General features: G+C 68.0%; 20 protein-coding genes. 8 read left to right on the top strand and 12 right to left on the bottom strand.

What is annotated here, in order from left to right:
* Positions 1–133 precede the first annotated feature (133 nt).
* The 4 genes from DY157_RS01765 to DY157_RS01750 all read left to right on the top strand — a co-directional run bounded on the left by DY157_RS01765 (position 134) and on the right by DY157_RS01750 (position 5,343).
* Positions 134–2,014 (top strand): rhamnan synthesis F family protein, encoded by a 1,881-nt coding sequence (locus DY157_RS01765; protein ID WP_115726953.1) that lies wholly within the window; start codon positions 134–136, stop codon positions 2,012–2,014.
* Positions 2,011–3,114: an acyltransferase family protein gene (locus DY157_RS01760; protein ID WP_115726952.1), complete on the top strand. Its 1,104-nt coding sequence runs from the start codon at positions 2,011–2,013 to the stop codon at positions 3,112–3,114. The genes DY157_RS01765 and DY157_RS01760 overlap by 4 nt, the downstream gene beginning before the upstream one ends.
* 121 nt (positions 3,115–3,235) lie before the next feature.
* Positions 3,236–4,105 carry an ABC transporter permease gene (locus DY157_RS01755; protein ID WP_115726951.1) on the top strand — a complete coding sequence of 290 codons (870 nt, stop codon included), beginning with the start codon at positions 3,236–3,238 and terminating at the stop codon, positions 4,103–4,105.
* Between the two features lie 17 nt (positions 4,106–4,122).
* On the top strand, positions 4,123–5,343 hold the full coding sequence (locus DY157_RS01750; protein WP_115727874.1) for an ABC transporter ATP-binding protein: 1,221 nt from the start codon (positions 4,123–4,125) through the stop codon (positions 5,341–5,343).
* Positions 5,344–5,387: 44 nt separating this feature from the next.
* Here the strand turns inward: DY157_RS01750 and DY157_RS01745 are convergent, their stop codons facing one another.
* From DY157_RS01745 to DY157_RS01720, 6 genes are all read right to left on the bottom strand, one after another.
* On the bottom strand, positions 5,388–6,467 hold the full coding sequence (locus DY157_RS01745; RefSeq protein WP_160159395.1) for a glycosyltransferase family 2 protein: 1,080 nt from the start codon (positions 6,465–6,467) through the stop codon (positions 5,388–5,390).
* A 74-nt stretch (positions 6,468–6,541) separates the two neighbouring features.
* Entirely contained in the window at positions 6,542–7,165 is a 624-nt protein-coding gene (locus DY157_RS01740; protein WP_115726949.1) for a hypothetical protein, read from the bottom strand.
* Positions 7,162–8,421: a C40 family peptidase gene (locus DY157_RS01735; RefSeq protein WP_235827036.1), complete on the bottom strand. Its 1,260-nt coding sequence runs from the start codon at positions 8,419–8,421 to the stop codon at positions 7,162–7,164. The genes DY157_RS01740 and DY157_RS01735 overlap by 4 nt, the downstream gene beginning before the upstream one ends.
* Positions 8,422–8,908: 487 nt before the next feature.
* Positions 8,909–10,489 carry a DUF2142 domain-containing protein gene (locus DY157_RS01730; protein ID WP_115726948.1) on the bottom strand — a complete coding sequence of 527 codons (1,581 nt, stop codon included), beginning with the start codon at positions 10,487–10,489 and terminating at the stop codon, positions 8,909–8,911.
* On the bottom strand, positions 10,486–11,781 hold the full coding sequence (locus DY157_RS01725; RefSeq protein ID WP_115726947.1) for a nucleotide sugar dehydrogenase: 1,296 nt from the start codon (positions 11,779–11,781) through the stop codon (positions 10,486–10,488). Before DY157_RS01725 ends, DY157_RS01730 begins: the two co-directional genes overlap by 4 nt.
* A 112-nt stretch (positions 11,782–11,893) precedes the next feature.
* Positions 11,894–13,093 (bottom strand): glycosyltransferase family 4 protein, encoded by a 1,200-nt coding sequence (locus tag DY157_RS01720; RefSeq protein ID WP_115726946.1) that lies wholly within the window; start codon positions 13,091–13,093, stop codon positions 11,894–11,896.
* 143 nt (positions 13,094–13,236) lie between these two features.
* Between DY157_RS01720 and DY157_RS01715 the strand changes: the two genes are divergently transcribed.
* From DY157_RS01715 to DY157_RS01705, 3 genes are read left to right on the top strand one after another with little or no spacing between them, the layout of a single operon-like run.
* Positions 13,237–14,397 (top strand): glycosyltransferase, encoded by a 1,161-nt coding sequence (locus tag DY157_RS01715; protein ID WP_115726945.1) that lies wholly within the window; start codon positions 13,237–13,239, stop codon positions 14,395–14,397.
* Positions 14,397–15,473 (top strand): non-hydrolyzing UDP-N-acetylglucosamine 2-epimerase, encoded by a 1,077-nt coding sequence (gene wecB / locus DY157_RS01710; RefSeq protein WP_115726944.1) that lies wholly within the window; start codon positions 14,397–14,399, stop codon positions 15,471–15,473. The genes DY157_RS01715 and wecB overlap by 1 nt, the downstream gene beginning before the upstream one ends.
* On the top strand, positions 15,470–16,639 hold the full coding sequence (locus tag DY157_RS01705; protein ID WP_115726943.1) for a glycosyltransferase: 1,170 nt from the start codon (positions 15,470–15,472) through the stop codon (positions 16,637–16,639). The genes wecB and DY157_RS01705 overlap by 4 nt, the downstream gene beginning before the upstream one ends.
* 13 nt (positions 16,640–16,652) lie before the next feature.
* Here DY157_RS01705 and DY157_RS01700 read toward each other — a convergent pair whose 3' ends face one another.
* Genes DY157_RS01700 through DY157_RS01690 form a run of 3 tightly spaced genes read right to left on the bottom strand, consistent with a single transcriptional unit; the run spans position 16,653 to position 20,232 of the window.
* Positions 16,653–17,744 carry a glycosyltransferase family protein gene (locus DY157_RS01700; protein WP_115726942.1) on the bottom strand — a complete coding sequence of 364 codons (1,092 nt, stop codon included), beginning with the start codon at positions 17,742–17,744 and terminating at the stop codon, positions 16,653–16,655.
* Between the two features lie 5 nt (positions 17,745–17,749).
* Entirely contained in the window at positions 17,750–18,943 is a 1,194-nt protein-coding gene (locus DY157_RS01695) for a glycosyltransferase (RefSeq protein WP_115726941.1), read from the bottom strand.
* A complete protein-coding gene (locus tag DY157_RS01690) occupies positions 18,940–20,232 on the bottom strand; it encodes a lipopolysaccharide biosynthesis protein (RefSeq protein ID WP_174232113.1) in 1,293 nt (430 codons plus the stop codon). Before DY157_RS01690 ends, DY157_RS01695 begins: the two co-directional genes overlap by 4 nt.
* 144 nt (positions 20,233–20,376) lie before the next feature.
* Here DY157_RS01690 and DY157_RS01685 point away from each other — a divergent pair, with 144 nt between their 5' ends.
* Positions 20,377–21,990 carry an asparagine synthase-related protein gene (locus tag DY157_RS01685; RefSeq protein WP_115726939.1) on the top strand — a complete coding sequence of 538 codons (1,614 nt, stop codon included), beginning with the start codon at positions 20,377–20,379 and terminating at the stop codon, positions 21,988–21,990.
* Between the two features lie 53 nt (positions 21,991–22,043).
* On the opposite strand, the gene DY157_RS01680 is transcribed toward DY157_RS01685, so the two are convergent.
* The 3 genes from DY157_RS01680 to DY157_RS01670 are packed head-to-tail and all read right to left on the bottom strand — an operon-like array spanning position 22,044 to position 24,735.
* Positions 22,044–23,033 (bottom strand): Gfo/Idh/MocA family protein, encoded by a 990-nt coding sequence (locus DY157_RS01680; RefSeq protein WP_115727872.1) that lies wholly within the window; start codon positions 23,031–23,033, stop codon positions 22,044–22,046.
* Positions 23,033–24,136, bottom strand: a complete 1,104-nt coding sequence (locus tag DY157_RS01675) for a DegT/DnrJ/EryC1/StrS family aminotransferase (RefSeq protein WP_115726938.1) — start codon at positions 24,134–24,136, stop codon at positions 23,033–23,035. Before DY157_RS01675 ends, DY157_RS01680 begins: the two co-directional genes overlap by 1 nt.
* Positions 24,133–24,735 carry an acyltransferase gene (locus tag DY157_RS01670; protein WP_115726937.1) on the bottom strand — a complete coding sequence of 201 codons (603 nt, stop codon included), beginning with the start codon at positions 24,733–24,735 and terminating at the stop codon, positions 24,133–24,135. Before DY157_RS01670 ends, DY157_RS01675 begins: the two co-directional genes overlap by 4 nt.
* Positions 24,736–24,759: the final 24 nt, after the last annotated feature.

Here is a 24,759-nt window from a genome sequence, read left to right as displayed (position 1 = left end):
CACCTCCCCGCGACGGCAGCGCGTCGAATTCATCTCGTTTCAGGGCCCGAATCGGTCGGAACCGTATACTCGACGCGAATCATCGAACGAGGACGGCGCCGAGAGCGCCCTCGCCGCATTTTGGAGATCGCGCATGAGAATCGCCGAGGGCTCCCCGAATCGACTGGGGATCTTCTTCTTCTACGACCGAGACGGGGTCGTCGACCGCTATGTCGAGGTCCTCCTCGAGGACATGACGAAGAGCCTCTCCGACCTCACCATCGTCGTCAACGGTCGACTTCAGGACGCCGGCCGCGAGCGGCTCGAGCGTTTCACGAAGAAGATCATCGTCAGGGAGAACACGGGCCTCGACGTCTGGGCGTACAAGACCGCGATGGAGTCCTACGGCTGGGACGCGCTCGTCGGCTTCGACGAGGTGATCCTCTTCAACGCGACGATCATGGGTCCCGTCCACCCCTTCGCCGAGATGTTCGCGACGATGAACGAGCGCGATCTCGACTTCTGGGGGATGAACTGGTTCCACCGCGTCGACGGCGATCCCTTCGGCATGGCGCCCGAGGGTTATCTACCGCGTCACCTTCAGTCGCACTTCCACGCGTACCGGCGCAGCCTCGTCTCCTCCCGAGTGTTCCAGGCGTACTGGGACGACATGCCCGAGATCCGCTCCTACACCGAGTCCATCGGCTACCACGAGTCCCTCTTCACGCAGCGATTCGAACGCCTCGGCTTCAAGTCCGGGGTCTACGTCGATACCGAGGACTACGAGGGTCGGACGCTCTATCCGCTGATGTTCTATCCTCGCGACCTCATCGAGGAGCGCGGCTGCCCGGTCTTCAAGCGGCGTTCCTTCTTCCACGACTACTACGACACCCTCACGCAGTCGGTCGGGGCCTCGACTCGCGAGCTCTACGACTACCTGCGGGACGAGACCGAATACGATACGGACCTCATCTGGGAGAACGCGCTGCGGACCATGCACATGGTCGACATTCAGCACTCGCTCAACCTCACGTACGTCCTTCCCACGGAGTCGACCGCTCACGATCCCGCCCCGATGAAGGTCGCCCTCGTCGCCCACCTGTACTACATGGATCTCCTGGAGGAGACCCTCGGGTACATCCGGTCCATGCCGGAGGGCTGCGACATCATCCTCACCGCCGGGTCCGATGAGAAGATCGCGACGATTCGCGAGGCGGTCGCCGACCTGCCCTACGTCGTCGACGTTCGGAAGATCGAGAATCGGGGCCGCGACGTCTCCGCCCTTCTCGTCGGCGCGCGCGACGTCGTCATGGAGTACGACCTCGTCTGCTTCGTCCACGACAAGAAGGTCACCCAGCTCTCCCCCTATTCCAAGGGCGATGGATTCGCGCTCAAGTGCTTCGACAATCTTCTCGCCTCGAAGGAATTCGTCTCGAACGTCATCGCGGAGTTCCAGCGCGAGCCCCGGATGGGTCTCCTCACTCCCCCGCCGCCGAACCACGCCGAGTACTTCCCCGGCTATTCGATGTCGTGGGGGCCGAACTACGACATCACCGTCGAATTCCTCGAGGAGATGGGGATCTCGGTCCCGATTTCCGAGGACAAGGAGCCTGTTTCCCCCCTCGGCACGATGTTCTGGTTCCGACCGAAGGCCCTCGCGCCGCTCTTCGAACGCGCGTGGACCTATGAGGACTTCCCGCCCGAGCCGAACGCGATCGACGGGACGAGGCTCCACGCGATCGAGCGCGCCTACGGATTCGTCGCGCAATCCAGCGGCTACTTCTGCGGCTGGCTTCTCTCGGACCGCTTCGCGCGCACCGAGCTCACCAACCTCACCTTCGCGCTCCAGGAGATGACGAAGGCCATCTCGCTCACCGTTCCGCGCGACACCCTTCACGGCATGGTCGAGCGGGTCCGCAAGGCGCCGCCGCGAACGACCGCGGCGATCAAGGAGGCCATCCGGCCGTTCGTTCCGAGGAGCCTGCAGAAGCCGCTCGGTCGCGCGTACCGTTCAGTGAGGAGGCGCATGCGATGACGACGTCCCACGCGGCCGTCGTGGCCGACGCGCCTTCCCCTACGACTCCCCGACGCGCTCGTCTCTTCTACCTGGATTTCATCCGGGCCCTGGCGACGCTCATCATCGTCCTCACCCACTTCAACAATCCGTACCTCGCCGGTGGGGGCTACCTCCTGACGAACACGCCCTTCGGCATTTACGTCGGCGGCCTCGGCGTCTCACTGTTCCTCGCGATCTCCGGCGCGGCGCTCACCTACACGTACCACCGTCCGTACTCGCTGAGGACCTTCTACTGGAAGAGGGCCAAGGGCATCTACCCGATGTTCTGGACCGCGTGGATCCTCGCATTCGTCTACCTCTTCACGACGTCGCACGGCATCTCCCCCGTCAACCCCCCGGCGAGGAACTTCATCTTCACGATCCTCGGCGTCGACGGCCTCGCCGCGAACTTCCACATCGCGACCGCCTACCTTCTCGGCGAGTGGTTCCTCGGCTTCATTCTCATCTTCTACCTCGTCTTCCCCCTCCTGCTCTGGGGAGTCGACGAGCATCCGGTGATCACCGCGATTCTCGGCATCGCGATCTACGTCGCGTCCTTCCTCCTCTTCCAGCGCTTCCCGGGACTGCCGACCGCGGTCCTCCTTCCGACCCGGCTTCCCGAGCTCCTCTTCGGCATGTACTTCACGAAGTACGTCAAGAGGGTGCATTGGGCGACCCTCCTCCCGATCGCCGCGGTTCTCGCCGTCTCGGCGCGCTACCCGAATGAGATTCCCGAGGACATCGCGACGACCTTCGTCGGCATCGCCTTCTTCCTTCTCCTCGTCATCATCGGCCGCTACATCTGCTTCCAGCCGGTCCGCGAGTTCGTCTCTCTCATCGCGAAGTACTCGTACCCGATCTTCCTCACCCATCACGTCGTCATCATGGTGATGTACAACTCGATGCCGTGGACCGCCTTCGGACTCAAGCAGCGACTCGCCATGTTCGCCGGCGTCCTCGTCCTGACCTTCGCGACCGCAGTGGGTCTCGACGCGATCACCAGGAGAGTCGTCACCTACATCACCCGCTCCTTCAAGGGCGCGACATGGCGGCCGATCGTCCACCCGGAGGAGCCGTGATTCCCCCCTCGATTCGCGCGGCGCGTTTCCGAGGCGCGGGGCGCGCGTCGTAGGGTAAACGGGCGAACCGGGCGCCACCGCGCTCCTGGGTTCGCCGAGAACAGCGAGAGGATGTCACGAGTTGGCAAGTCCAGACGACAACGGCTTCCCGAGTGAGCGGCGCAGGCTCGTCGACCTCACATTGAGGCTCACGCAGCGCACCGTCTCCTCGGAGTTCAAGGGTACGGCCCTCGGCCGCCTCTGGTCGTTCATCAATCCCCTCGCGACCGTCGCGGTCTTCGCGCTGATCTTCGGCGTCGTCTTCCGCGGTTCGGTCGATCCGGGCCGCAATTCCGGAATCGACTCCTTCGCCCTGTGGATCGGCATCGGCGTCATCTGCTGGTCGTTCCTCTCCGGAGCGATCCTTTCGGGAATGTCCTCCCTCATCGACAACGCCGGTCTTCTCACCAAGGTCTACTTCCCGCGCGAGGCGCTCATCTACTCGACGGTCCTCGCGATGGCGGTCGATTTCATCTTCGAGCTGATCGTCCTCGTCATCATCTCCGCCCTCATGGGAGGTCCCGGAGTCTTCGCGATGATCCCGGCGCTGCTCGTCGTCATGGTCCTCACCGCGTTCTTCTCCACCGGCGTCTCCCTCGTCCTTTCGATCGCGACCGTCTACTTCCGCGACATCGCTCATCTGTGGTCGATCTTCAACCAGATCTGGATGTACGCCTCCGGCGTGGTCTTCTCGCTCGGGATGCTCCACGACGTCGAGAACGTCCTCCTGCGGAAGGGCTGGTCGTTCAACGGAGGACCGATCCCTCTCACGACGATCTTCCGACTCAACCCGGCGGAGACCTTCCTCGAGGCGTACAGGTCGTGCCTCTACGACTTCGCGCTCCCCTCCCTTCCCGTCACCGCGGCATGCGTCTTCTGGTCCTTCGCGGCCTTCGGCTTCGGCACGTGGTTCTTCAAGCGCCACTCGCCCCGTATCGTCGAGGAGCTCTGAAGATGAAAGGAACGACCGTGGATCCCGCCATCGCCGTCTCGCACGTCTCGAAGAAATTCCGGATCTACTCCGACCGGGATCAGTCCCTCAAGGGGGCCTTCCTTCACGGGGGGCGGGGCAAGTACGAGGACTTCTGGGCGCTCAAGGACGTTTCGCTCGAGATCCCGGAGGGTCGCACCTTCGGCCTTCTCGGCCACAACGGCTCCGGGAAGTCGACGCTCCTCAAGTGCATCGCGCGCATTCTCACGCCCGACGAGGGATCCATCTCAGCCCGGGGTCGCGTCGCGGCGATGCTCGAGGTCGGTTCCGGGTTCCATCCGGAGCTCTCGGGCAGGGAGAACGTCTACCTCAACGGCGCGATCCTCGGGATGTCGCGGCGGGAGATCGACAAGAAGTTCGACGACATCGTCGACTTCTCGGGAATCTCCGAGTTCATCGATCAGCCGGTGAAGAACTACTCCTCGGGCATGTATGTTCGCCTCGGATTCTCCGTCTCGATCCACGTCGAGCCCGACATCCTCCTCGTCGATGAGATCCTCGCCGTCGGCGACATGGACTTCCAGGATCGGTGCCGCGCGAAGTTCGCCGAACTGCGCAACGCTGGTAGGACCGTCGTCGTCGTCTCCCACGGTCTCGACCAGATGAAGTCATTCTGCGACGAGGTCGCATGGCTCGATCACGGGAAGCTTCAGGAGATCGGCCCCGCGGCGACGATCATCGACAAGTACGCGGACATCGCGCACAAGGTCCGCGAAGTCGAGGGCGGCGGCTCCCGATTCGGTTCCGGAGAGGCCGAGATCGAGCGCATCGAGCTGCTCGACTCCTCCGGCTCCCCCCGCAACCTCGTGCAGACCGGCGATCAGGTGACGATTCGCATCCACTACAACGCGAAGCAGGACATCGATCGTCCGGTCTTCGGCACGTCGATCGACACCCGCGACGGACTCTTCGCCTGGGGCCTCCACGGCCTCGATGACCGATACGTTCCGAAGCGCCTGTCGAAGGGCCGCGGTTCGGTCGACGTCGTGATCCCGCGCCTCATGCTCCGGCCGAATTCCTACGTCCTCTCGGCCTCGATTCAGCCGAGGGACTTGTCGACCCCCATCGATGTCCTGCAGAGGGCGACGTCCTTCGACATCGGCGTCGGCCCCCACATGGAATCCGGCGGAATCGTGGCGCTGGATGCGCACTTCGACGGCATCGAGCCCACGACTGAACTCGAGGTCTTCGACTACTGAATGAAGGAGCGGGAGCCGGTCGCAGCCGGCTCCCGCTCTTCTGTTCAGCGCCCGACGCGGCCCTTGAGCTTCGAGCCCGCGACCTTCGCCCAGTACTTCGGGCTCGTGCGAGTCTCGATTCCGTGAAGGATCGAGAGGACTCGCTCCCTGAAGCGCGAGAACTCGATGTACGTCGACTCGGACGTACCGAGGACGCGATCGATCTTCGGTTCGATCACGCCGAGCCGATCATGGAGTCGCGTGAGAGAAGCGCCGACTTCGGCGAGCTCCTCGCGCGCCTTGTCGACGCGCTCCTCGAGCCGCCTCGTGTACTCGGCCATGACGAGTAGGCGAGCGAATTCCTCTTCGCCGTCGTCGCCCGACAGGAGAGCGGCGAGGCGCTTCTCGCGGATCCCCAGATTGTCCCGACGATGCCTCGCGGCGTCGACGTAAACGGAATTCCCCTCCTCCCCGTCCTGCGATGCGCGAAGGTGCCAGAAGGCCAGGGGATCGCCGTCGATGAAGCCGACCCTGTGGCGGAGCATCATCCGCAGGTTGAAGTCCCAGTCCGCCTGGGTCTCGATCGATCCGTCCCAATGTCCGACCTCGTCGGCGGCGGCTCGGCGGAAGAGCTGCGCGATGGGCGGTACGAAGTTCGACACCATCGTGTCGATGAGCGTCCACGAGAGCCGCTCCGGGGCGACGATCCCGCGGTCGTCCTCAACGATGCTCCCGGCCTCGATGTGCTCCGTGATGAGCGCGCATCGAACGGCCACCCCGCCGAGTTCCGCATCGGCGTCCAGCGCCGCGACAGCGCGTTCGAGGAACTCGGGCGCCCACGTGTCGTCGTCGTCGTGGACCGCGTAGAACTCGAGATCGGCGGCCTCGAATCCGGCTTCGAGCGCCGCTTCACGCCCCTCGGAGACTCGGTTGTGCACGACGCGAATACGGGAGCGGAACTCGTCGCTCTGCCGCGAGACGAGGTCTTCGACCGGTTCCGGTTCGCCCGCGTCGTTCACGATGACGAGGAGGTAGTCGGTGAACGTCTGCCCGCCGACGGACGCGAGCGCTCGCTCGAGGAACAGGGGGCGATTCTTCGTACGCGTGATAATGAGGACTCGTGGCGTCATTGCGAGGTTCTCCACTGGGCGATGGTTCGTGACCGATCCAGTGTATCGGGGATCGCGGCTGCGCCGCGGACTCATCGGCGCGCACGAGTTCAGAAGACAAGTGGCCAGGCCGGCATGCATTCGCTGAGGATGTCGACGTCGGAGGCGAGTTCACTCGCGAGCCGCTCGTACTCGGGGTTGAGCGCGGGTTGGCGCCCCGCCGCGAGGTCCTGCATCGCCTGCGCCTCGTCGGCGAACTGCGGTACCTCCCCGCAGAGCATCGGTGGCGCCTTCTCCGCGTAGTCGCGCAGCGCCTCCAGGGCGGCCCGTCCCTTCGCATCCTCGGTCGCGGCCACTGCGAGGTCCGCGGATGAAGCAGCCGAGAATGCGGCGAGGAACGCGATCCACGAATCCCTCACCGCTACCGCGCGCGCTTCGGACGCGGCCGCATCGTTCTCGGGCGCGACCTGCGCCTGCGCTTCCACGAAGGCGCGCCCGGCGTCCGAGCGGACGAACGCGTCGGCGAGGATCCCGTCCATTCGCGCGCACCCGCTCGACGCCGCCCGCGCGGGAGGCAGCTCCGAGTTCGGTCCGATCGAGGCGGACATCGCGGACGACTCCGCGGCATCAACGGGACCGGTGGAGCACCCTCCGAGAGCGACGAGACCGACGACGAGCAGCGTCGAGCCGCACGAGCGGAGGCGGGCGCGCGCAGCTCTCCCGGTCGCGGTCACGGGAACGGCCTCACGACGGTCGGGGCGAGGGTCCCCTGGTAGACGGTGTCCTGCCGCGCGGGACGACCCATCCAATCCGTGTGGATGATCTGATCCGATCCGATGTAAATGCCCGTGTGATAGACCGTTCCCGAGGAATCGACGTAGAAGACGATGTCCCCGCGCTGACGCTGCCCGACCGGCACGTGCATCAACCACGGATGCTTGTAGAGCTCCTGCGAAGTCCGATACGACGGGTACGCGTGGACGAGGACGTCGATGGGCTGAGGATCGAGTCCCGCCGCGTACAGCGACTGAAGAACCAAGCCCGAGCAGTCGTACCCCAAGTAGTAGGAGCCGGCTCCGCCCCACACGTAGTCCGAACCCGACTGACGCCACGCGTAGTCGATCATCTTCTCGATCCGTTCGTTCCGAGTGGCGGTCAAGCCGATCGGCTGCGCCTGGTAGGTATCGATGTCCCACCCCCAGCCGGTGTTGAGCCCGTTCCATGTGGCGACGCCGACGACGCCATCCTGCGAGAGCCCCGCCCGTCGTTGGAAGGTCTTCACCGCCTGCACCGTCGCCGCGTCCATCGTCGCGAGCTTCGACGAGTACCACACTCCCAGCTTCTGCTGCACGATGCGCACCTTGACCCCGTTGAAACCCGGAGTGAGAGTGTTCGTCCGACCATTGAGGGGGGTGATCCGATCCGTCACGTCGAGATACCCCGCCGGCGCCGTATACCCCTTGAGCCCGACGCCGAACGCGTACGTCCGCGTATCCGCGAGGCGGCCATCCGACGTGTACGCCTCGAAGTGCGTCCAATACGTCCCCTTCGACGGACGCCACATCGCCCACTGACCCGAGAATCCGACGACCCACTGCTTGCGATCGACGCTGTAGATCTTCACGGCGTACCGAGCACGCGGATTACTCGAGGCCACTCCGAGAAGAACGCCGCCGTCCTTCCACCCGGCGTACGTCCCCGTGATGCGCGTCGTCCCAGCGGAGTACCGGAACGGGATGGTCTTCGTCCCCACCGTCTCCCCCGTCGCGGAATCACGAACCTCGAGGTGCAACCAGTACACGCCCGGAGTCGAGCGCCAACTCGCCCAATTCCCCGCCGACCAATCGGAGATCGAGCCCCACTTCTTCGCCGCGACGTCGTACTGCTGCCAGCGGAACTGGAGCCGCGGGGAGAGCGGCGCGACCGCGGCGCCGACCGCGATGTCCTCATCGCGCACCAGCCACGTCAGACCGATCGAGTCCACGGACACCGACGAACCGCGAGTCAGTGCCCTCGGAGACGCAACGCCCGCCGTTTCCTCGGCGTCAGTCGTCGCGAGCGGCGATGCGTCGTCCGACGACCCACCGCTCTGCTCCGCCTCGGTATTCCCGGATTGCGGTGCGCCCGCCGACTGCTCCGCATCCGCACGCGCCTCGCCCGATTGACCCACAGTCGCAGCGACGTCGGGAGGTGGAGGTTCAGCGGCGAACGCAGCAGCGCCCATCACTGTGGAAACCGAGAAGGCGACCGCGCACACGGCGAGAGCCATCCTTCCGGGGAAGCGGCGCGAACGCATCGCGACCTCCTCGTCATCCGTCGGCCTCAGAACATCGCCGAACTCGAGTTTCCGCTCGAACGGGACGACCGCTCGCCCCATCGAACCTTTACTCGTGAATCATAGAACGAGGAGAGACCGCGCCGCCTCCGGCGACGATCGGACGTCGGGGAGCCCGACGCCGCGAACGCCGCCGACGACGTCAATGACGAGCGGCCGAGTCGGAGACTCGCCCCGGCGCCGAGCGCTGGACTCCTGGCGATCGCGACAGAAGGGAGGCGAGCACGAGCGCGAGCACGAAGCAGATCGAAGCGACGGCCCACACCACGTTGGGCGAGAATCCGCTGTACGGCCACCATTCCACGGACGCCGCGAGGTTGTAGGCCTCGACGTCCGCACCGGTGATGAATCGACGAAGAACGGAGTGGAGGGACATCGACTGGGAGACCGCGAGAATGGCGATGACGATGCCGAGCTGGAGTCCGGTGAGACGGAACTCCTCCGCGTCCGATTGGCGCCCATCGGCACGAATCATCCACAGGAAGAGGAGGAAGGGCATGAGCGGGAGGAGATAGCGCGACTCGAAGAAGCCGTCGTTCACCAGGCCCTTGACCGCCATGTAGTACGCGGGGACGACCAGCATGAAGGCGAGGATCATTCCGGCGGAGGCGATCTTCGACCATGCGGGACGCGCTGCTCCCATGAGCATGAGCGCGCTGAAGAGGACGAGGGGCCCGTAACGGGCCAGCGGATGAAGGGTGACGTCGAGCCACCCCATCGCTCCCCCATCGATGCCGAAGTACCCTGCGAAATACGACGGGAATCGCAGCATCGTCTTCGCGATCAGCACGAAAAATGAATCGTCCGGGCCGGTCAGCGAGTTCGTGGCCGTGGAGGACGCGGAGCTCTCGATCGCCTGCCTGAGGCCGGCGACCTTCTGCCCGCCCGTGAGGTAGGTGACGACGCCCGCCACTCCGAGGACTCCGGCGACGAGAAGGACGCGACGATCCATCCGCCCCCTGAGGTGAAGCAGGATCGCGGCCAATGCGACGACGGCGCAGAGGATCTTCGAGTCCGTTCGGCTGAATATCGCCATCGCGGCGAATGCTGCGGCTTCGACGAGAAGTACCGCCCGTCGGCGACCGTCGCTCGCGAACGCGCCGAGAATGCAGGCCCCGAAGAGCGGCACCCCGATGAGGGCCCACGCACTCGGATTCGTCGACGCGACGAAGTAGAGGCCCATGGGCATCCAACCGATCGACATCGCGAGGACGAACGGGCGACGCTGCCCCGTCGGGAGGGTGGAGCCGACGAGGACCAGGCCGAGCACCGCCAGAACCACGTTGGCGAGACGCACGCGGATCGTCGTCGAGAAGAGCGTCGGCCCGACGAGCAGGTGATTGAACTGGTAGTAGCCGTAGGGATACGCGCCGGCATCGACCCGTGTCGTCCGTACCCGCGACGAGGAGTCCAGGTCTCCGGTGCACGCGGCGGACTCCGTGTACTTGAAGCGGAAGCACTCCGTCTGGAGAATTCCCGACGGCACGTTGACGGCACGGGCTCCATTGACGACGGTCTCCCCGCACTCCGGACCGGATGCGCGCATCGGGCAGTAGATCGATGCGAGGTGGTAGTCGTCGTCCGGGGCACTCGCCACGGGGGACGAGAGCGCCCAGCACGCGCCCGTCGCCAAGAGCAGGAGCGCGAGAATCAGTCGGCCGACGACCGCTCGGAGCGTCGTCGCCCCCGGCCTCGTCCCCGAGTGAGCGCCCCCGAGCGTCATTCCCCTCCCCCGATGACGAGGCGCGGCACTCCCGCCCACTTCGCGGCGTCCGTCGCGCGACGCCCGTCGAGCAGCAGGCGGATGCCGGGGATATCGGACGGCGAGATCTCCTTGTACTCGGGGTGGTCGGCCTGGAGGATCGCGAGGTCGGCGGGCTCGCCGAAGTGGTAGGCCGCCCAGCCGAAGCGGGCGAGTTCCTCGTCGGAGTACATCGGATCGTGGACGAGGACCTTCGCGCCGCGGGCTCTCAGGCCGTCGACCGTCGGGAAGACGCCGGAGAAGGCGGTCTCCTTCACCCGCCCCCGGTAGGACGCTCCGAGGACGACGACCGTGAGGCCGGCGAGGTCGCCGAGGATCTCCTCGGCCCGAGAGATCACGTACTCGGGCATTGTGGCGTTGAACGAGCGCGCGGTGCGGACGATCGAGGCGTCGGGATCGGTCGAGAGGTAGAGGCGCGGGTAGACGGGGATGCAGTGCCCGCCGACAGCGATGCCCGGACGGTGGATGTGCGAGTACGGCTGGGAGTTGCACGCGTCGATGACCTTCTCGACGTCGATGCCGGCCTTGTCGGCGTAGACGGCGAACTGGTTGGCGAGTCCGATGTTGACGTCCCGGTAGGTCGTCTCCGCGAGCTTCGCCATCTCGGCGGCCTCGGCGGATCCCATGTCCCACACGCCGTTCGGACGCGGCAGGTCGGGGCGCTCGTCGAAGTCGAGGACGGACTCGTAGAAGGCGATGCCCGCCCTCGTCCCGCGGTCCGTGAGTCCGCCGACGAGCTTCGGGTACTTGCGCAGGTCGGCGAAGACGCGGCCGGTGAGGACGCGCTCGGGCGAGAAGACGAGGTCGAAGTCCTCGCCCTCCTTCAGCCCGGAGATCTCCTCGATGAGCGGCTTCCACCGGTTGCGCGTCGTGCCGACGGGAAGGGTCGTCTCGTAGGAGACGAGGGTCCCGGGCTCGAGATACTCGGCGAGGGACCGCGTCGCCGCGTCCATCCATCCGAAGTCGGGCTCCCAGGTCTCGTCGTCGACGAAGAGGGGGACGACGAGGACGATCGCATCCGCTCCCGGGATCGCCTCGGCGTAGTCGGTCGTCGCACGAAGCCGACCCGCGGGCACGAGCTCGGCGAGGCGCTCGGCGAGTTCGGCCTCGCCCGGGAAGGGCTCCTCGCCCTCGTTGACGAGGCGCACGGTCGTCTCGTTGACGTCGACTCCGATGACGTCGTGGCCCTTCGAGGCGTACTGGACGGCCAGGGGCAGGCCGATCTTGCCGAGTGCGACGACTGCGATGCGCATGTGAGACTCCTTGTTGTCCTCGTTCCTCCCCGAGTCTAGTCAGCGGCGCCGCATCGCCACGACTCGGCGACGGCAGGCTCGGACCTTCGCGGCGCGCCGGCTCGTGACAGGGTCAGCGGCTCGACTCGAGGACGACGGCGGCCGCGTCGCGCCCGGTCCGCTCGATCGATCGATTCGCCTCGACCCAGTCGTGGAGACGACGCCGCTCGTCCTCGTCGCGCGCGAGGGCGAGCGCCTCGCGCATCGCGTCCGCGACCTCGCCGGACTCGTGGCGCACGGCCCAGCCGAGTCGATCGGCGCGAATGTCGTCGATCGCGGGGCCCGCGCCGGAGTAGAGGACGGGCGTCCCGCACGCCAGGGCGGCGAGCACCTTCGTCGGATAGGCGAAGTCGTAGCCGATTCCGGGCTTGATCGAGACGAGCGCCGCCACCGCTCCGCGCTGCCACGCGGCCGCCTCCTCCGGAGGCAGCGACGGCAGGAAGACCACCGGTGGGCGGCCCGTCGGTCCGTCCGGGATTCGGGAGGCCAGCCTGCGCAGCTCCGGCCACGCCGCCCCCTGCCCGAGGAAGACGACCTGCGCGTCGGGGCGAACGGCGCGGACCGCGGCGAGGGCGTCGACGAAGACCTCGGCGCCCTGCCATTCGGAGGCCGTGCCCGCGTAGACGAAGTAGGCGTCCCCGAGCCCGGCCTCCTCGCGGACCCGGTCGTCCGGACCGTCCCCTTCGAAGCGGAACGACCGGGTGTCGATGCCATTGGGAACGATGGCGACCCGCCGGGCGCCGAGGGCGGACGCCCGCTCGGCCACGTCCTCGTTGATCGCGATGACAGCGCGCGCCCCCCGCATGGCGAAGGACTCCATCGCGCGGACCGCGCGCTTGACGAGGGCCGGAGCCTCCGTCGCGTCGGTCGCGTCCGACCAGATGTCGGGGGCGTACCACACGTAGGGGATGCGGCGGAGGGCGAAGGCACACCTCGCGACGACGCCCGTCGTCGGCGGCGGCTCGACGAGCGCGATCCGCGGCCTCGAGGACGCGAGGATGCGGAAGAAGACCGGGAGGTCGAAGCTCATGTAGGGGAGGTAGCCGCGCAGGTAGCCGGAGGCGTCCCGCAGCGCGGGCCAGCGCGAGACGACCGCGTCCCCGTCGTCGGGGGCCTCCGCCCCGGGCGCGGTCGTCGTGAGAACCCGCACCCGGGCGCCCGCCGCCGCGAGCGCGCGCTCGACCGCCTGCAGGCGGAATGAGGCGGCCGACGCCTCGGGCATGTGAATGCGCGAGACGACCAATACCCGCATCGTGCCTGCCGAACCGGCCATGATCGGTCTCCCTCCGCGACGTTCTGCCCTGCCCAGGGTAGTCGCAACCCGAGGGCGCGCCGCCGCTCGCTGATATCATCGCGGAGCGGCCCCACCGCGGTCCGCAGTGGTATCGCCGGCGCGGCGCGAGAAGGGGGTGCGCGATGGTCTCGACGGATCGGTCCCGAAGCGGTCTCAACCTCCTCATCTACCCCTCTCCCCTGGCGGGTCCCGGGCGCGTCTCCAAGATCGCCCGCAGCCTTCAGGATTCGGGGCGGTTCACGGCGACGCACGTGGTCGGCGTCGACTCGACCGACCTGCCGACGCGCCAGGTCATCGGCGACGGAGCGGAGATCCGCCGCATCCGGGGCGCCCACATGTCCCAGCGCCTCGGCGCCCTCCGGATCCTCGTCGCCTGGCAGCTGCGGGTGTTCTCGGCGTACCGGTCCGCGGATCTCGGCGCGGTCGCCGCTCAGAATCTCTTCGTCCTCCCGCTCGCGCACGCGCTCGCGAGGCGGACCGGCGCGATCTTCGCGTACAACGCGCACGAGTTGGAGACCGAGACGATCGCCTCGCGCGGCCTGCGACAGCGCATCCAAAGGGTCATCGAGCGTCACTACATCCGCAAGACGGACGTCGTCTCCGTCGTCAACGAGCCGATCGCCCAGTGGTACCGGGACGCGTACCCCGGGATCCGCCCGGTCGTCGTCACGAATTCGCCGGCCGACAACGGCGGCCGCGTCGACCTGCGCTCGCGCCTCTCGATTCCCGAGGACGCCCTCGTCTACATCCACGTCGGCTTCCTCTCGGAGGGACGATCGATCCCCCTTCTCCTCGAGGTCTTCGCCCGGCACCCGAACGCGCATCTCGTCTTCCTCGGCAACGGGGCGCTCCGCGCGGCGGTCGACGCGGCCGCCCGATCCCACCGGAACATCCATCGCCTCGATCCGGTTCCTCCCGAGGACGTGGTCGCCCACGTCCGCGGCGCGGACGTCTCGCTCTGCCTCATCGAGCCCGCCTGCCTCTCCATGCGCCTGTCGACGCCGAACAAGCTCATGGAGTCCCTCAAGGCCGGAACCCCGCCGCTGAGCACCGACCTCGTCGAGGCCCGTCGTCTCCTCGGCGAGGACGCCGACACGTGGATCATCGAGGACCCCGCCGTCGAACTCGATCGTGCGATCGAACGGATCACCCCCGAGGACGTCCGTCGGTTCCGAACCCGACCGCCGAGGATCCCCACGTGGGACGAGCAGGCGGATCGCCTCGTCGCGGCCTACGCGACCGCACTCGACTCCCCCTCCCCCCGTCGCCGAAAGGTCTACTGATGCGCGTCATGTCCGTCGTCGGGGCGAGGCCCCAGTTCGTCAAGCTCGCCCCCATCGACCACGCGTTCGCCGCGTCGGGCATCGAGCACATCATCGTCCACACCGGGCAGCACTACGACCCGCTGCTCTCCGACGTCTTCTTCACCGACCTCGGGATCTCCGCTCCCGATGTCCATCTCGGCGTCGGATCGGGAACCCACGGACGACAGACGGGCGCGATGCTCTCAGCGCTCGACAACGTGTTCGGTGAATTCGCGCCCGACTGGGTCCTTGTCTACGGCGACACGAATTCGACGATCGCGGCGGCGCTCGGCGCGGTGAAGCTCCACATCCCCGTCGCCCACCTCGAGGCGGGTCTCCGCTCCTTCAATCGCCGGATGCCCGAGGAGATCAACCGCGTCCTCACCGATCACGCGTCCGACCTCCTGCTCGCCCCGACCGACGTCGCCGCCCAGCACCTCGCGAACGAGGGCCTGGCCGAACGCACCGTCGTCGTCGGAGACGTCATGACCGATGTGCTCCTGAGAGTCCGCGATGCCGTCCGCGATCGTCCGACCTCCCCGGTCATGGACTCCCTCGGGCTCGCCCCGTCCTCGTACTCGCTCGCGACGATCCATCGGCCCGACAACACGGACGATCCCGAGCGCCTCGAGCGGCTCCTCGACTCCCTCGGGGCGATCGACCATCCCGTCGTCCTTCTCGCCCATCCCCGGCTCGTCGCGAAATGCGAATCCTTCGGGATCGCGCTCGACCGCGGCAACCTCATCGGTCACGCGCCCCTCCCCTATCCCGATCTCATTTCGAGCGCGCTGCACGCGCGCGGAATCATCACCGACTCCGGCGGCCTTCAGAAGGAGGCCTTCCTCCTTCGCGTCCCCGCGACGACGGTCCGTCCGGAGACCGAATGGGTGGAGACCGTGCGTCTGGGGTGGAACGTCCTCGTGGAGCCCGGCCCCGACCTCGTCGCCGCGGCGCAACGGCCCAGGCCCGCGGACACCGACGCGACGCCGTACGGCGACGGGCGCGCCGCCGAAGCCGTGGCGCGAGTCCTCCTCGCGAGCGCGGAGCCCCGATGAGCGTTTCCGATTCGTCGGACGCACCGGGAGCACGTCCCAGAATCGCGCTGACGAAGGGCACTCTCCGCATCCCGCCGACCTACTTCGCGGTGCAGCACGCCCTCGAGATGCCGGATGTGGACTGGCGACTCCTCGCTCTCGCGGCCGCCGTCGACGATCCGCGTATCTCCCTTCCCATCGACGAGGCCGTGCCCGGCGCCGGCGTCCTGCCGATGCGGATGAGAGAGGCGATGAAGTGGGGGTTCATCGGCCACTACTCGAGCCTCATCGCCCATTCGGGCGCCGACCTGATCCACCAGCACCAGGCGACGTGGTCGCTCCCGGCCTTGAGGGCCTCGCGGAGAATGCGAGTCCCCCTCCTCACCACCCTGCACGGCGGCGACGCCTACGCCTCCTCCCTGCTGCCGGCGCCCGAGCGCCTCATCGAACGCGCCGGATCGGCCTGGACCGAGCGCAATCTTCGAGCGGCGCGCGAATCGACGAGAGTGCTCGCCGTCTCCCGGTATCTCGCCGACGTCGCCGTCGCCTCCGGATTCGACCCGAGTACCCTCCACGTCCACTATCAGGGCGTCGACACCGAATGGTGGCGCGCGGACGATGAGGCGGGCGAGAGGGGCGAGATCCCGTCCCTCCTCTTCGTCGGCGCCCTGAGCGACCTCAAGGGCGTGCCGGACCTTCTTCGCGCGCACGCTTCCGTCTCCGATCGCCATCGCCTCGTCATCGTCGGCGACGGCCCCCTGCGACGTGACGTCGAACGAGCCGCCGCGGGGGACCCCGCCCTCACGTACGCGGGGCCGCTCCCCCGAGAGGGCGTCCGGGACGCGATGCGCCGCTCCGACGCCCTGATTCTGCCGACCCGGACCACTCGAGGACGCGCGGAGGCGGCGGGACTCGTCTCGCTCGAGGCGCAGGCGTGCGGGCTCCCCGTGATCGTCAACGATGTCGGCGGCGCCGCCGAGATGTCGGCGCCCTCGTGCTCGGATCTGCTCACCCGGGAGTACGATGTTGATTCCCTCGCCTCGGCGATGCGCGCGGTCATCCGCATGGGAGCCTCGGAGCGCCGCGCGCGCGGGGCGGCGTCCCGGGAATGGGTCGTCGCGAACCGGAGCACGCGCACAGCGGTGGCCGAGCTCCGAGTCCACTACGAGGAGCTTCTCGGGGCGTGACGCCGCCGTCCGGCTACGCCGTGCGGCCCTTCCCGCCGGCCTCCTGCAGGGCCGATGCGGCTTGAGCGGCGCGCGCCCTCCAGGTGTTGTCCCCCCGGATCTCCCGGACTCTGCTCGCCGCCCGCTCGACCTCGTCGGGATTCGAGATGAGCCGCTCGAGCACCGCGCCGATCTCCGCGCGATCGAAGCGGGGCGCCCACCCGATGCCGTTCCGTTCGACGAAATCCCCGACGAACGTGTCGGCACTCGCGAGAATCGGAAGCCCGCGCCCAATGTACTCGAAGAGCTTGACCGGCGCGGCGAACGATCGGTATTCGATCGGGCGCATCGCGAGCACCCCGATCGTCGCGCGATCGAAATAGGGATCGAGCTCGGCACCGCGACCGTGGACGACCGCCACCCGATCCGAGAGGAGATCCTCGTAGTCCCCCCGCAGCCGCGACCACTGGTCCTGGGGAACGCACATCGTGAGTCCGCATCCCGGCGCATCGCCGACCGCTGCGAGGCACTCCGTGATGTCGTAGAACGCGCCGAGACTCCCGACGTAGAAGAGTTCGACGCCCTCGCCCTCGGAGATGCGCTCCACTGGTGCGCCTGGCGGCAGCTCCCGGAATTTGCTCGGGGAGACGATGGGCACGTAGTCGCCCATCCGCATCGACGGGAGGAAGAGAATGTCAACGGTTCGCTCGAGACGTCGAAGATCCCTCACATAGTTGAGCTTCAGCATCGCCCTGTAGGGCAGCTGCCGAAGCGTGAGGAAACCGGGGAAGCGCCAGTAGATGTCCCGATAGAACGCGCCGACGGGAACTCCCGATCGTCGGCATGCGGCGAAGAGGTCGAAGTCGACTCCGGGGTCGACGTGCGCGGATCGCGGCTCGGACATGGCGATCGGGCTCGACGAGAGCTCCGAGTAGCAGAACTCGACGTCCCCGTCGGCGAGGGCTCGTCGGGCGTCGAGCGCCTTGAGCCGCCGCTCCTCGGAGCGGCCCGTCACCTCGATGACCTCGTAGCCCGCCTCCTTGAACGCCTCGAGCATCCGATACGGTCGGATCGAGGAGCCCGCGGAGCCGCCGCCCGCGACGACGCTGGGCGCGTGGAAGACCATTCGCTTCACGCCGGTCGTCTCCTTTCGCGATGAGCGCGCCTCGACGGATCATCGGCCTCATCCGTCACCTCACGATACAGAGCCGTCCAGCGATCGGTGAAGGAAGACTCCGAGTAGCGCTCGCGAGCCCGGGCGCGAATGTCTGCGGGAGCGAGGTACCCCTCATCGTTCGCGAGCCGCCGCATCGCGTCGACGAGCGCGTCATGGTCGTCCACCGGCACGAGCTCGCCGAGGCCGTCCCGCACCGCGAACCGTCCCCCCCACGTCGCCGACGCGAGAATCCGCACGCCGGCCGCTTGCGCCTCGGAGAAGACCGCCCCGCCCGTCTCGACGGCGCTCACGAGGATGAACACGTCGGAGGCCGCCATCGCCGCGGCGATCTCGGATCGCGGCTTACGGCCGACGAACTCGACATGAGCCGGGATCTCGCCCCCGAGTCCGCCTCGCACTCGTTCGATGGACTCGGGCGTCCCCCCGATCACCGTCAAGCGGGCCCCGCCCTCGGGGAACGCGTCGGCGAATGCTCGGCAGGTTTCGACGACTCTCTTGTTATCGTCGATGTGCGACACGTGAAGGAAGCGGATCGGCGCGGACGGCTCGCGGTCGACGCGCCGCGCCTCGAAGAAGAGGTCCGGCACCGGGAGCGGGATCGCGACCCAGCTCGTGCGCGGGTAGCGGGCGTCGAGGGCGGAAGCGAATCCCGACGAGACCGTCGTCAGCAGGGAGGCGCGGCCGACCGCCGCATCGATCCGACGGCGCCGCGAAAGGAACGCGGGCGCGGAGATCGACGAGGGCCGGTGCTCGGTGAGGACGAGAGGAGCGCCCCACCGCTCGGCGAGAAACGCGGCGCTCGTCCCGCCGGGGAACACGGTGTGCCCGTGAACCACGTGCGGCGTTCCGACCTCGTGCTCGAGGAGTCGCGCGGCGCGCGCGAGGAGCGAGCGGTGCAGGCGCTCCTCGAGGAGCCGCGCGCCCCTCGGGAGCGTGGGGAGATCCACTCGGACGACGCGAAGGCCGTCCTCGATCGCGAGCCTCGGTCGGACGATCCAGTCCCGCGATTCGGCCCGCACCGGCTCCGCCGACAGAACGCTCACGTCGTGGCCGGCGTCCGCGAGCATCCGAGCCTGCTCCCGGAAGAAGGTTCCGTTGAACGGGGCGGAGGGCCTCGGATACCAGGAGGGGACGAAGCAGACCCTCATGCGCGCGCTCCTTCGCGGTCGTACTGGGCGGCGGTGAGGACGGAGAGGACGACGAGCGCCCCGAGCATCGCTCCCATGAGGAGGCCGAGGATCGTGATCGTGGGGAGCAGCGCGTAGGGGGAGAAGCGCAGCCAGGCGAGCGGCACGACGCAGTAGAAGATCGCGAAGACGAGCATCTTCTGCTGGTTCTCCGTCACCACGAAGAGATTGGAGATCGGCGAGGTGAGGACCGTCATGTACAGCCACGGAGTCAGAGCCCGGGCGAAGTATCCGGCTTGATCCCATCGAGCGCCGAACACCAGGGGGAACAGCCACGGCGCGATGACGTAGAGCACGGCGAAGGGGATCGCCACCGCGAGGGCGGCGCGAACGAGTGTCCGCACGACGAGCGGGCGCATCTCGCCTCGAGGAGTGTCGGACAGCTTCTTGAGGAAGACCTGACCGACGCTTCCGGCGATGAGGCCCACCGGGACCTGGAGGATGTTCCAGGCGAGCTGGAACTGACCGAGAGCCGCGACGGCGACGGCCCCGATGAGGAGGTTGATCCCCGTGTTGCGCACCGCGTCCACGAGGGCGTTCGGCCCGTTGAGGAGCGGCATGCGCCTGTAGCGCGCGGCGACTGCGCGCATCGTCGGCTCTCCCGCCTCACGAGTCCGCGCATCGCCGGCGCGAACGGCGAGGAAGACGAGGGAGACGAGCTGACCGAGGATCGTGCCGCACAGGAGCGCCGTGAGCCCGCCGTGGAAGACGACGCCGAGCGCGAGCTGGAGCCCGGCGATCGCGAGGGCGTTGACGACGCCGTTCCTCGCGATATCCCCGAATCGCCCCTTCCGAGTGAGCCAGTAGCGGAGGTTCGTCGCCTCGGCGATGAGGAAGACCGTGACGCCGGACCCCATGAGCCAGCGCGACAGTTCCGGCGAGTGATGGTAGTGAACGGTCAGCCAGTGCGACGCGAGGATCAGAGCGAGCGAGGTCAAGAGCGAGACGACGACGATCGACCGCGTCGCGAGCCGATGAACGACGCGAGCGGCCCGGTCGTCGTCGGGAAGCATGACCGCGAGGTCGTAGCGCAGTGCGGCCACCGTGATGACGAGCGAGGTGATCGAGCCGTAGATGCCGAGCAGGCCCTTGTCGACGTCGGTGTAGACGCGCGCGATGAAGATCTGCAGCACGAAGGTGATGACCTGGGCGAGCAGAGTGCCCGACATCAGCGTGAGAACGCCCCTCAGGAGCGGACTCGTCGAGAGCACGCTGCGCCAGCGGCCACGTCCCCACGCCTTGTCAGCCACTCGACAACCTTCTCACTGATGCTCTTCCGCACGACGAGTCAGGATCCGGGCCCCGACCTCGTCACTGGCACCCCACTATTCAAGCATGCGCTCTCGAGGGCTAGAATCCGCGAAGGCCCCGACGTCGAGATGTAAGGATCGCATGTGGATCGCGTAGAGCTCCTCCTCGAACGACCCGGATGGCTGGCGGACGAGAGGGCGCGCCGCTGGGCCTGGGCTCCTCTCCCGGACTTCGCGCGCACGGTCCTCGACTCCGGCTTCGAGGATCTCGCCTCGATTCCGGGGCAATGGGTCCTCGTCGAAGAGCGAGCGGACCGAGTGATCGTCGCGACCGACCGAATGCGGTCGCTCGGACTGCTCTACGCGCGCGTCGGATCGCGATGGATCGTCGCCGACGACGTCGAGGCGATGCGCGGCCGTCTTCCGGACTGGCGGCTCGACGCCTCCCAGGCGGCGGTCTTCGCGCATTTCGGCTACGCCCTCGGCGATGGCACGCTCATCGACGGAGTGCGGGCGTGCGAGGCGGCGTCCGTCGTCGCGCTCCACGACGACGGGACGTCCTCGTCGACGCTCTTCGCGCGATACCGGCGGAATGACGACCTCATCGAGTCGCCGGAGGAGTTCGCCGAGGAGTTCACGCGGGCCCTGGACGGAGCGCTCGCGCGGCTCCTCGAGGCGAGCGGCTCCCGGCCCCTCGTCGTCCCCCTGTCGGGCGGATTGGACTCCCGATTGCTCCTCGCGCGCCTGAGGGCCCTCGGCGCCGACCGTCTGACGGCCTTCACCTACGGGAAGGCGGGATCGCGGGAGACCGCGATCTCCCGCAGCGTCGCCGAATCGCTCGGCGTGCCGTGGATCGGGATCGAGTGCGTCGTCGACGAGATGCGGCGGCTGTGGACGGGCCCCGAGGGAGAGGCATTCCGCAGGTCGAACTGGTGCGGGGTGTCCCTGCCCCACGTACAGGACTGGTTCGCACTCCATCATCTGAGGTCCGACGGCCTCGTCGGGGACGACGCGGTCTTCCTCCCCGGGCACACGATCGTCGGGAATTCGCACGACGAGGAAGAGGTCCTCGCGGGGATGCCGGCAGCGGCCCTCGGCCGCCTCATCGCCGACCACCACGGGGTCCTCCAAGGACGCCCCCGCTCGATCGACACCGATCCGCTGGTCGTCGGAGCCGTCGAGCGCGCGGCGCGGGAGGTCGAATACGACGGCTCCCCGGCCGCATCGATGTCGTGGCTCGAATGGTTCAACCTCCGCGAGCGGCAGGCGAAGTACATCAATCATTCGATGCGCGCCTACGAGTCCTTCGGATTCACGTGGGCCGCGCCGATGCTCGATGCGCAGCTGTGGAGGGTCTGGCTGTCGGGGGATCTCGCGCTGACGAAGAACCGGCAGTGGTACGCGGCGTACGTCTCCGACGTCTACTCGACTGCGACGGGCGCGCGCGATGAGGGCCCGTCCCTCTACTCGACGTCGAACGACCACGGATTGCCCGCGGGGCTCAAGGCCGCGGCCCTCGGCCTCATGCGGGCGACGCGCGCCGATCGCGCGCTGTCGAAGGCCCGCTCGATCCGGACGATGCTCGACCACCCGATGGCGTTCGAAGCGTTCGCCGCCCCCCTGAACCGCTTCGAGCAGGCGCGCGCCTTCGCGATGGGCGCGAGTTCGACCGGGCTCTGGGCGAGGCTCTTCCTCGCCAATTCCTGGGGCTCGAACGCCCTCATCGTTCCCGAGGACGAGGACACGCGCGCGAACTGAGAGACGGGGGCGGGCGAAGGATGATCCTTCGCCCGCCCCCGTTTCTCAAGCGCTCAGTCGAAGCGCACCGACTGGCCGGTCGCGGCCGATTCGAGGATCGCATCCGTGACGCGCAGGGTCGCGAGGCCCTCCTCCATGGACACGTGCTCGGCCGACACCCCGAGGATCGCGTCGCGGAAGTGCTCGTGCTCGACGGCGAGCGGCTCGCGCTTGCGGAGCGCGTAGCGCGTCACCGTTCCCTCCGAGACGCCCCGGAAGTTCGCGATCTGATCCCACTGGACGGGCATCGAGCCGTTCTCGTAGAAGGTGAGGTCGCCCATCGCGGTGTCGGCGACGAGCGCTCCGCGCTCACCGGTGACGATCGTCGTCCGATCCTTGTACGGAGTGAGCCAGTTGACGAGGTGGCTGACGAGGACGCCGTTCGCGAATCGGCCCGAGGCGACGAGGAGATCCTCGTGCTCGCGACCCGAGCGGTACGCCGTCTGGGCGAAGACCTCCTCGTAGGTGGAACCCGCTACCCAGGCGGCGAGGTCGACGTCGTGGGTCGCGAGGTCCTTGACGACGCCGACGTCGGCGATCCGCGCGGGGAAGGGCGACTGGCGGCGCGTTGAGATCTGGTAGACCTGCCCGAGCTGGCCGTCCTGGATCCGCTTGCGCATCTCGAGGAGAGCCGGATTGCAGCGCTCGACGTAGCCGACGGCTCCGACGAGTCCGGCGTCGGAGAAGGCTCTCGCGATCCGCTCCCCCGACTCGACGGACACGGAGAGCGGCTTCTCGACGAGGGCGTGGACACCCGCCTCGGCGAGCTTCAGCGCCGCGTCCTCGTGGAACGCGGTGGGAACGGCCACGACCGCCGCGTCGATGCCGGCGGCGATGAGCGCCTCGACGTCGGGGAGGACCTCGAGATCTCCGGCGACGCCGAAGCGATCACCGGAGGGATCGGCGACGGCGACGAGGTCGACGCCCTCGGTCGCGCGGACGTTGCGAACGTGGTGACGCCCCATCGATCCGATGCCGAGGACGCCGACGCGGATGTTCGTCATCAGGCGCCCGCCTTCGCGCACGCGTTGACGGCCTCGACGACACGCTCGAGGTCGGCGCCCGAGAGCGAGGGATGGACCGGAAGGGAGACGACCTCTCGGGCCGCCTTCTCCGTCGCGGGAAGCTCGAGGCCGGGGGCGTACGGGGCGAGCGACGGGAGTCGGTGGTTGGGGATCGGGTAGTAGACGCCCGAACCGACCTGCCACTCGTCGCGCAGCGCCTCGATGAAGCGGTCGCGGTCGACGTCGACGACGCGGATCGTGTACTGGTGGTAGACGTGGACGGCGCCGGGCGCGACCGGCGGGACGACGACGCCCTCGAGGTGGGCGTCGAGGAAGGCCGCGTTCTCCTGGCGCTTCGCGGTCCAGGCGCCGACCTTGCCGAGCTGGACGCGCCCGATCGCCGCGTGGACGTCGGTCATGCGGTTGTTGAGGCCGACGAGCTCGTTCGCGTAGCGCTTCTCCATTCCCTGATTGCGCAGGAGACGCACGCGGCGCGCGACCTCGGGATCCGCGGTGGTCACCATGCCGCCCTCGCCCGAGGTCATGTTCTTCGTCGGGTAGAGACTGAAGGCGCCGAAGGTCCCGAAGGCGCCGACCGGCGTGCCGTCGAGGGAGGCGCCGTGGGCCTGCGCCGCGTCCTCGAAGACCATGAGGCCGTGGCGTTCGGCGATTGCGCGAATCGCCGTCATGTTCGCCGGATGGCCGTAGAGGTGGACGGGCATGATCGCCTTCGTCCGCTCGGTGATCGAGGCCTCGATCGACTCCGGGGAGAGGCAGAAGGAGTCGTCCTCGATATCGGCGAACACGGGGGTCGCGCCGGTAAGGGCGACGGAGTTCGCGGTCGCCGCGAAGGTGAAGGACGGGACGACCACCTCATCGCCCGCGCCGATTCCGGCGGCGAGCAGACCGAGGTGGAGGGCCGAGGTGCCCGAGTTGACGGCGACGGCCTCGGTCCCCGGCACGAGCCGCGCGGCGAATTCCTCTTCGAAGGCCTTCACCTGCGGGCCCTGCGCGACCATTCCGGACCGGAGGACGGCCGAGACGGCCTCGATCTCCTCCTCGCCGATGATGGGCTTCGCAGCGGGGATCATGTCGCGAGTCATTCTGCTTCCTTCACGAGAGTGTCGTTGTCGATCTGACGATAGCGCGCGCCCGTCGCCGGGCACTCGAAGACGGCGGGATCATCCGTGGCGGAGAGCTTGACGCCGGCCTCGCCGACCCAGCCGATCCGCTTCGCCGGAACCCCGGCCACGAGGGCGAAGGCGGGAACGTCCTTCGTGACGACCGCCCCCGCGGCGACCGTCGCCCACTCCCCGATCGTCACAGGCGCGACGCACACCGACCGCGCGCCGATCGCGGCGCCGTCGCGGATCGTCACGCCGACGGGCTCCCAGTCGTGCGCCGACTTCGGAGAGCCGTCGGGGTTGACCGCGCGCGGGAAGTGATCATTCGTGAGGACGACGGCGGGGCCGATGAAGACGCCGTTCCCGAGAACCGCCGGCTCGTAGACGAGGGCGTAGTTCTGCACCTTGCAGCCGTCGCCCATCCTCACGCCCGAGCCGATGTACGCGCCGCGACCGACGATGCAGTTCTCGCCGAGGACGGCGTCCTCCCGGATCTGCGCGAGGTGCCAGATCGAGCTCCCCTCCCCGATCGTCGCCCGAGCGTCCACGTCGGCGGATTCCGCGATGCGCACTTCGATCCCTCCAGTCGAGAAGACGTCGCC

The organism is Actinomyces culturomici, from assembly GCF_900499005.1.
In the GTDB taxonomy this organism is placed as follows: Bacteria; Actinomycetota; Actinomycetes; order Actinomycetales; family Actinomycetaceae; genus Pauljensenia; species Pauljensenia culturomici.
This window is presented reverse-complemented; position numbering and strand designations above follow the sequence as displayed.

Coding starts and splice junctions, on each gene's coding strand:
- DY157_RS01760 (WP_115726952.1), top strand. CDS start 2,011: ATGACGACGTCCCACGCGGCCGTCGTGGCCGACGCGCCTTCCCCTACG.
- DY157_RS01680 (WP_115727872.1), bottom strand. CDS start 23,033: ATGACGAACATCCGCGTCGGCGTCCTCGGCATCGGATCGATGGGGCGT.
- DY157_RS01705 (WP_115726943.1), top strand. CDS start 15,470: ATGAGCGTTTCCGATTCGTCGGACGCACCGGGAGCACGTCCCAGAATC.
- DY157_RS01765 (WP_115726953.1), top strand. CDS start 134: ATGAGAATCGCCGAGGGCTCCCCGAATCGACTGGGGATCTTCTTCTTC.
- DY157_RS01720 (WP_115726946.1), bottom strand. CDS start 13,093: ATGGCCGGTTCGGCAGGCACGATGCGGGTATTGGTCGTCTCGCGCATT.
- DY157_RS01725 (WP_115726947.1), bottom strand. CDS start 11,781: ATGCGCATCGCAGTCGTCGCACTCGGCAAGATCGGCCTGCCCCTGGCC.
- DY157_RS01675 (WP_115726938.1), bottom strand. CDS start 24,136: ATGACTCGCGACATGATCCCCGCTGCGAAGCCCATCATCGGCGAGGAG.
- wecB (WP_115726944.1), top strand. CDS start 14,397: ATGCGCGTCATGTCCGTCGTCGGGGCGAGGCCCCAGTTCGTCAAGCTC.
- DY157_RS01715 (WP_115726945.1), top strand. CDS start 13,237: ATGGTCTCGACGGATCGGTCCCGAAGCGGTCTCAACCTCCTCATCTAC.
- DY157_RS01700 (WP_115726942.1), bottom strand. CDS start 17,744: ATGGTCTTCCACGCGCCCAGCGTCGTCGCGGGCGGCGGCTCCGCGGGC.
- DY157_RS01695 (WP_115726941.1), bottom strand. CDS start 18,943: ATGAGGGTCTGCTTCGTCCCCTCCTGGTATCCGAGGCCCTCCGCCCCG.
- DY157_RS01730 (WP_115726948.1), bottom strand. CDS start 10,489: ATGACGCTCGGGGGCGCTCACTCGGGGACGAGGCCGGGGGCGACGACG.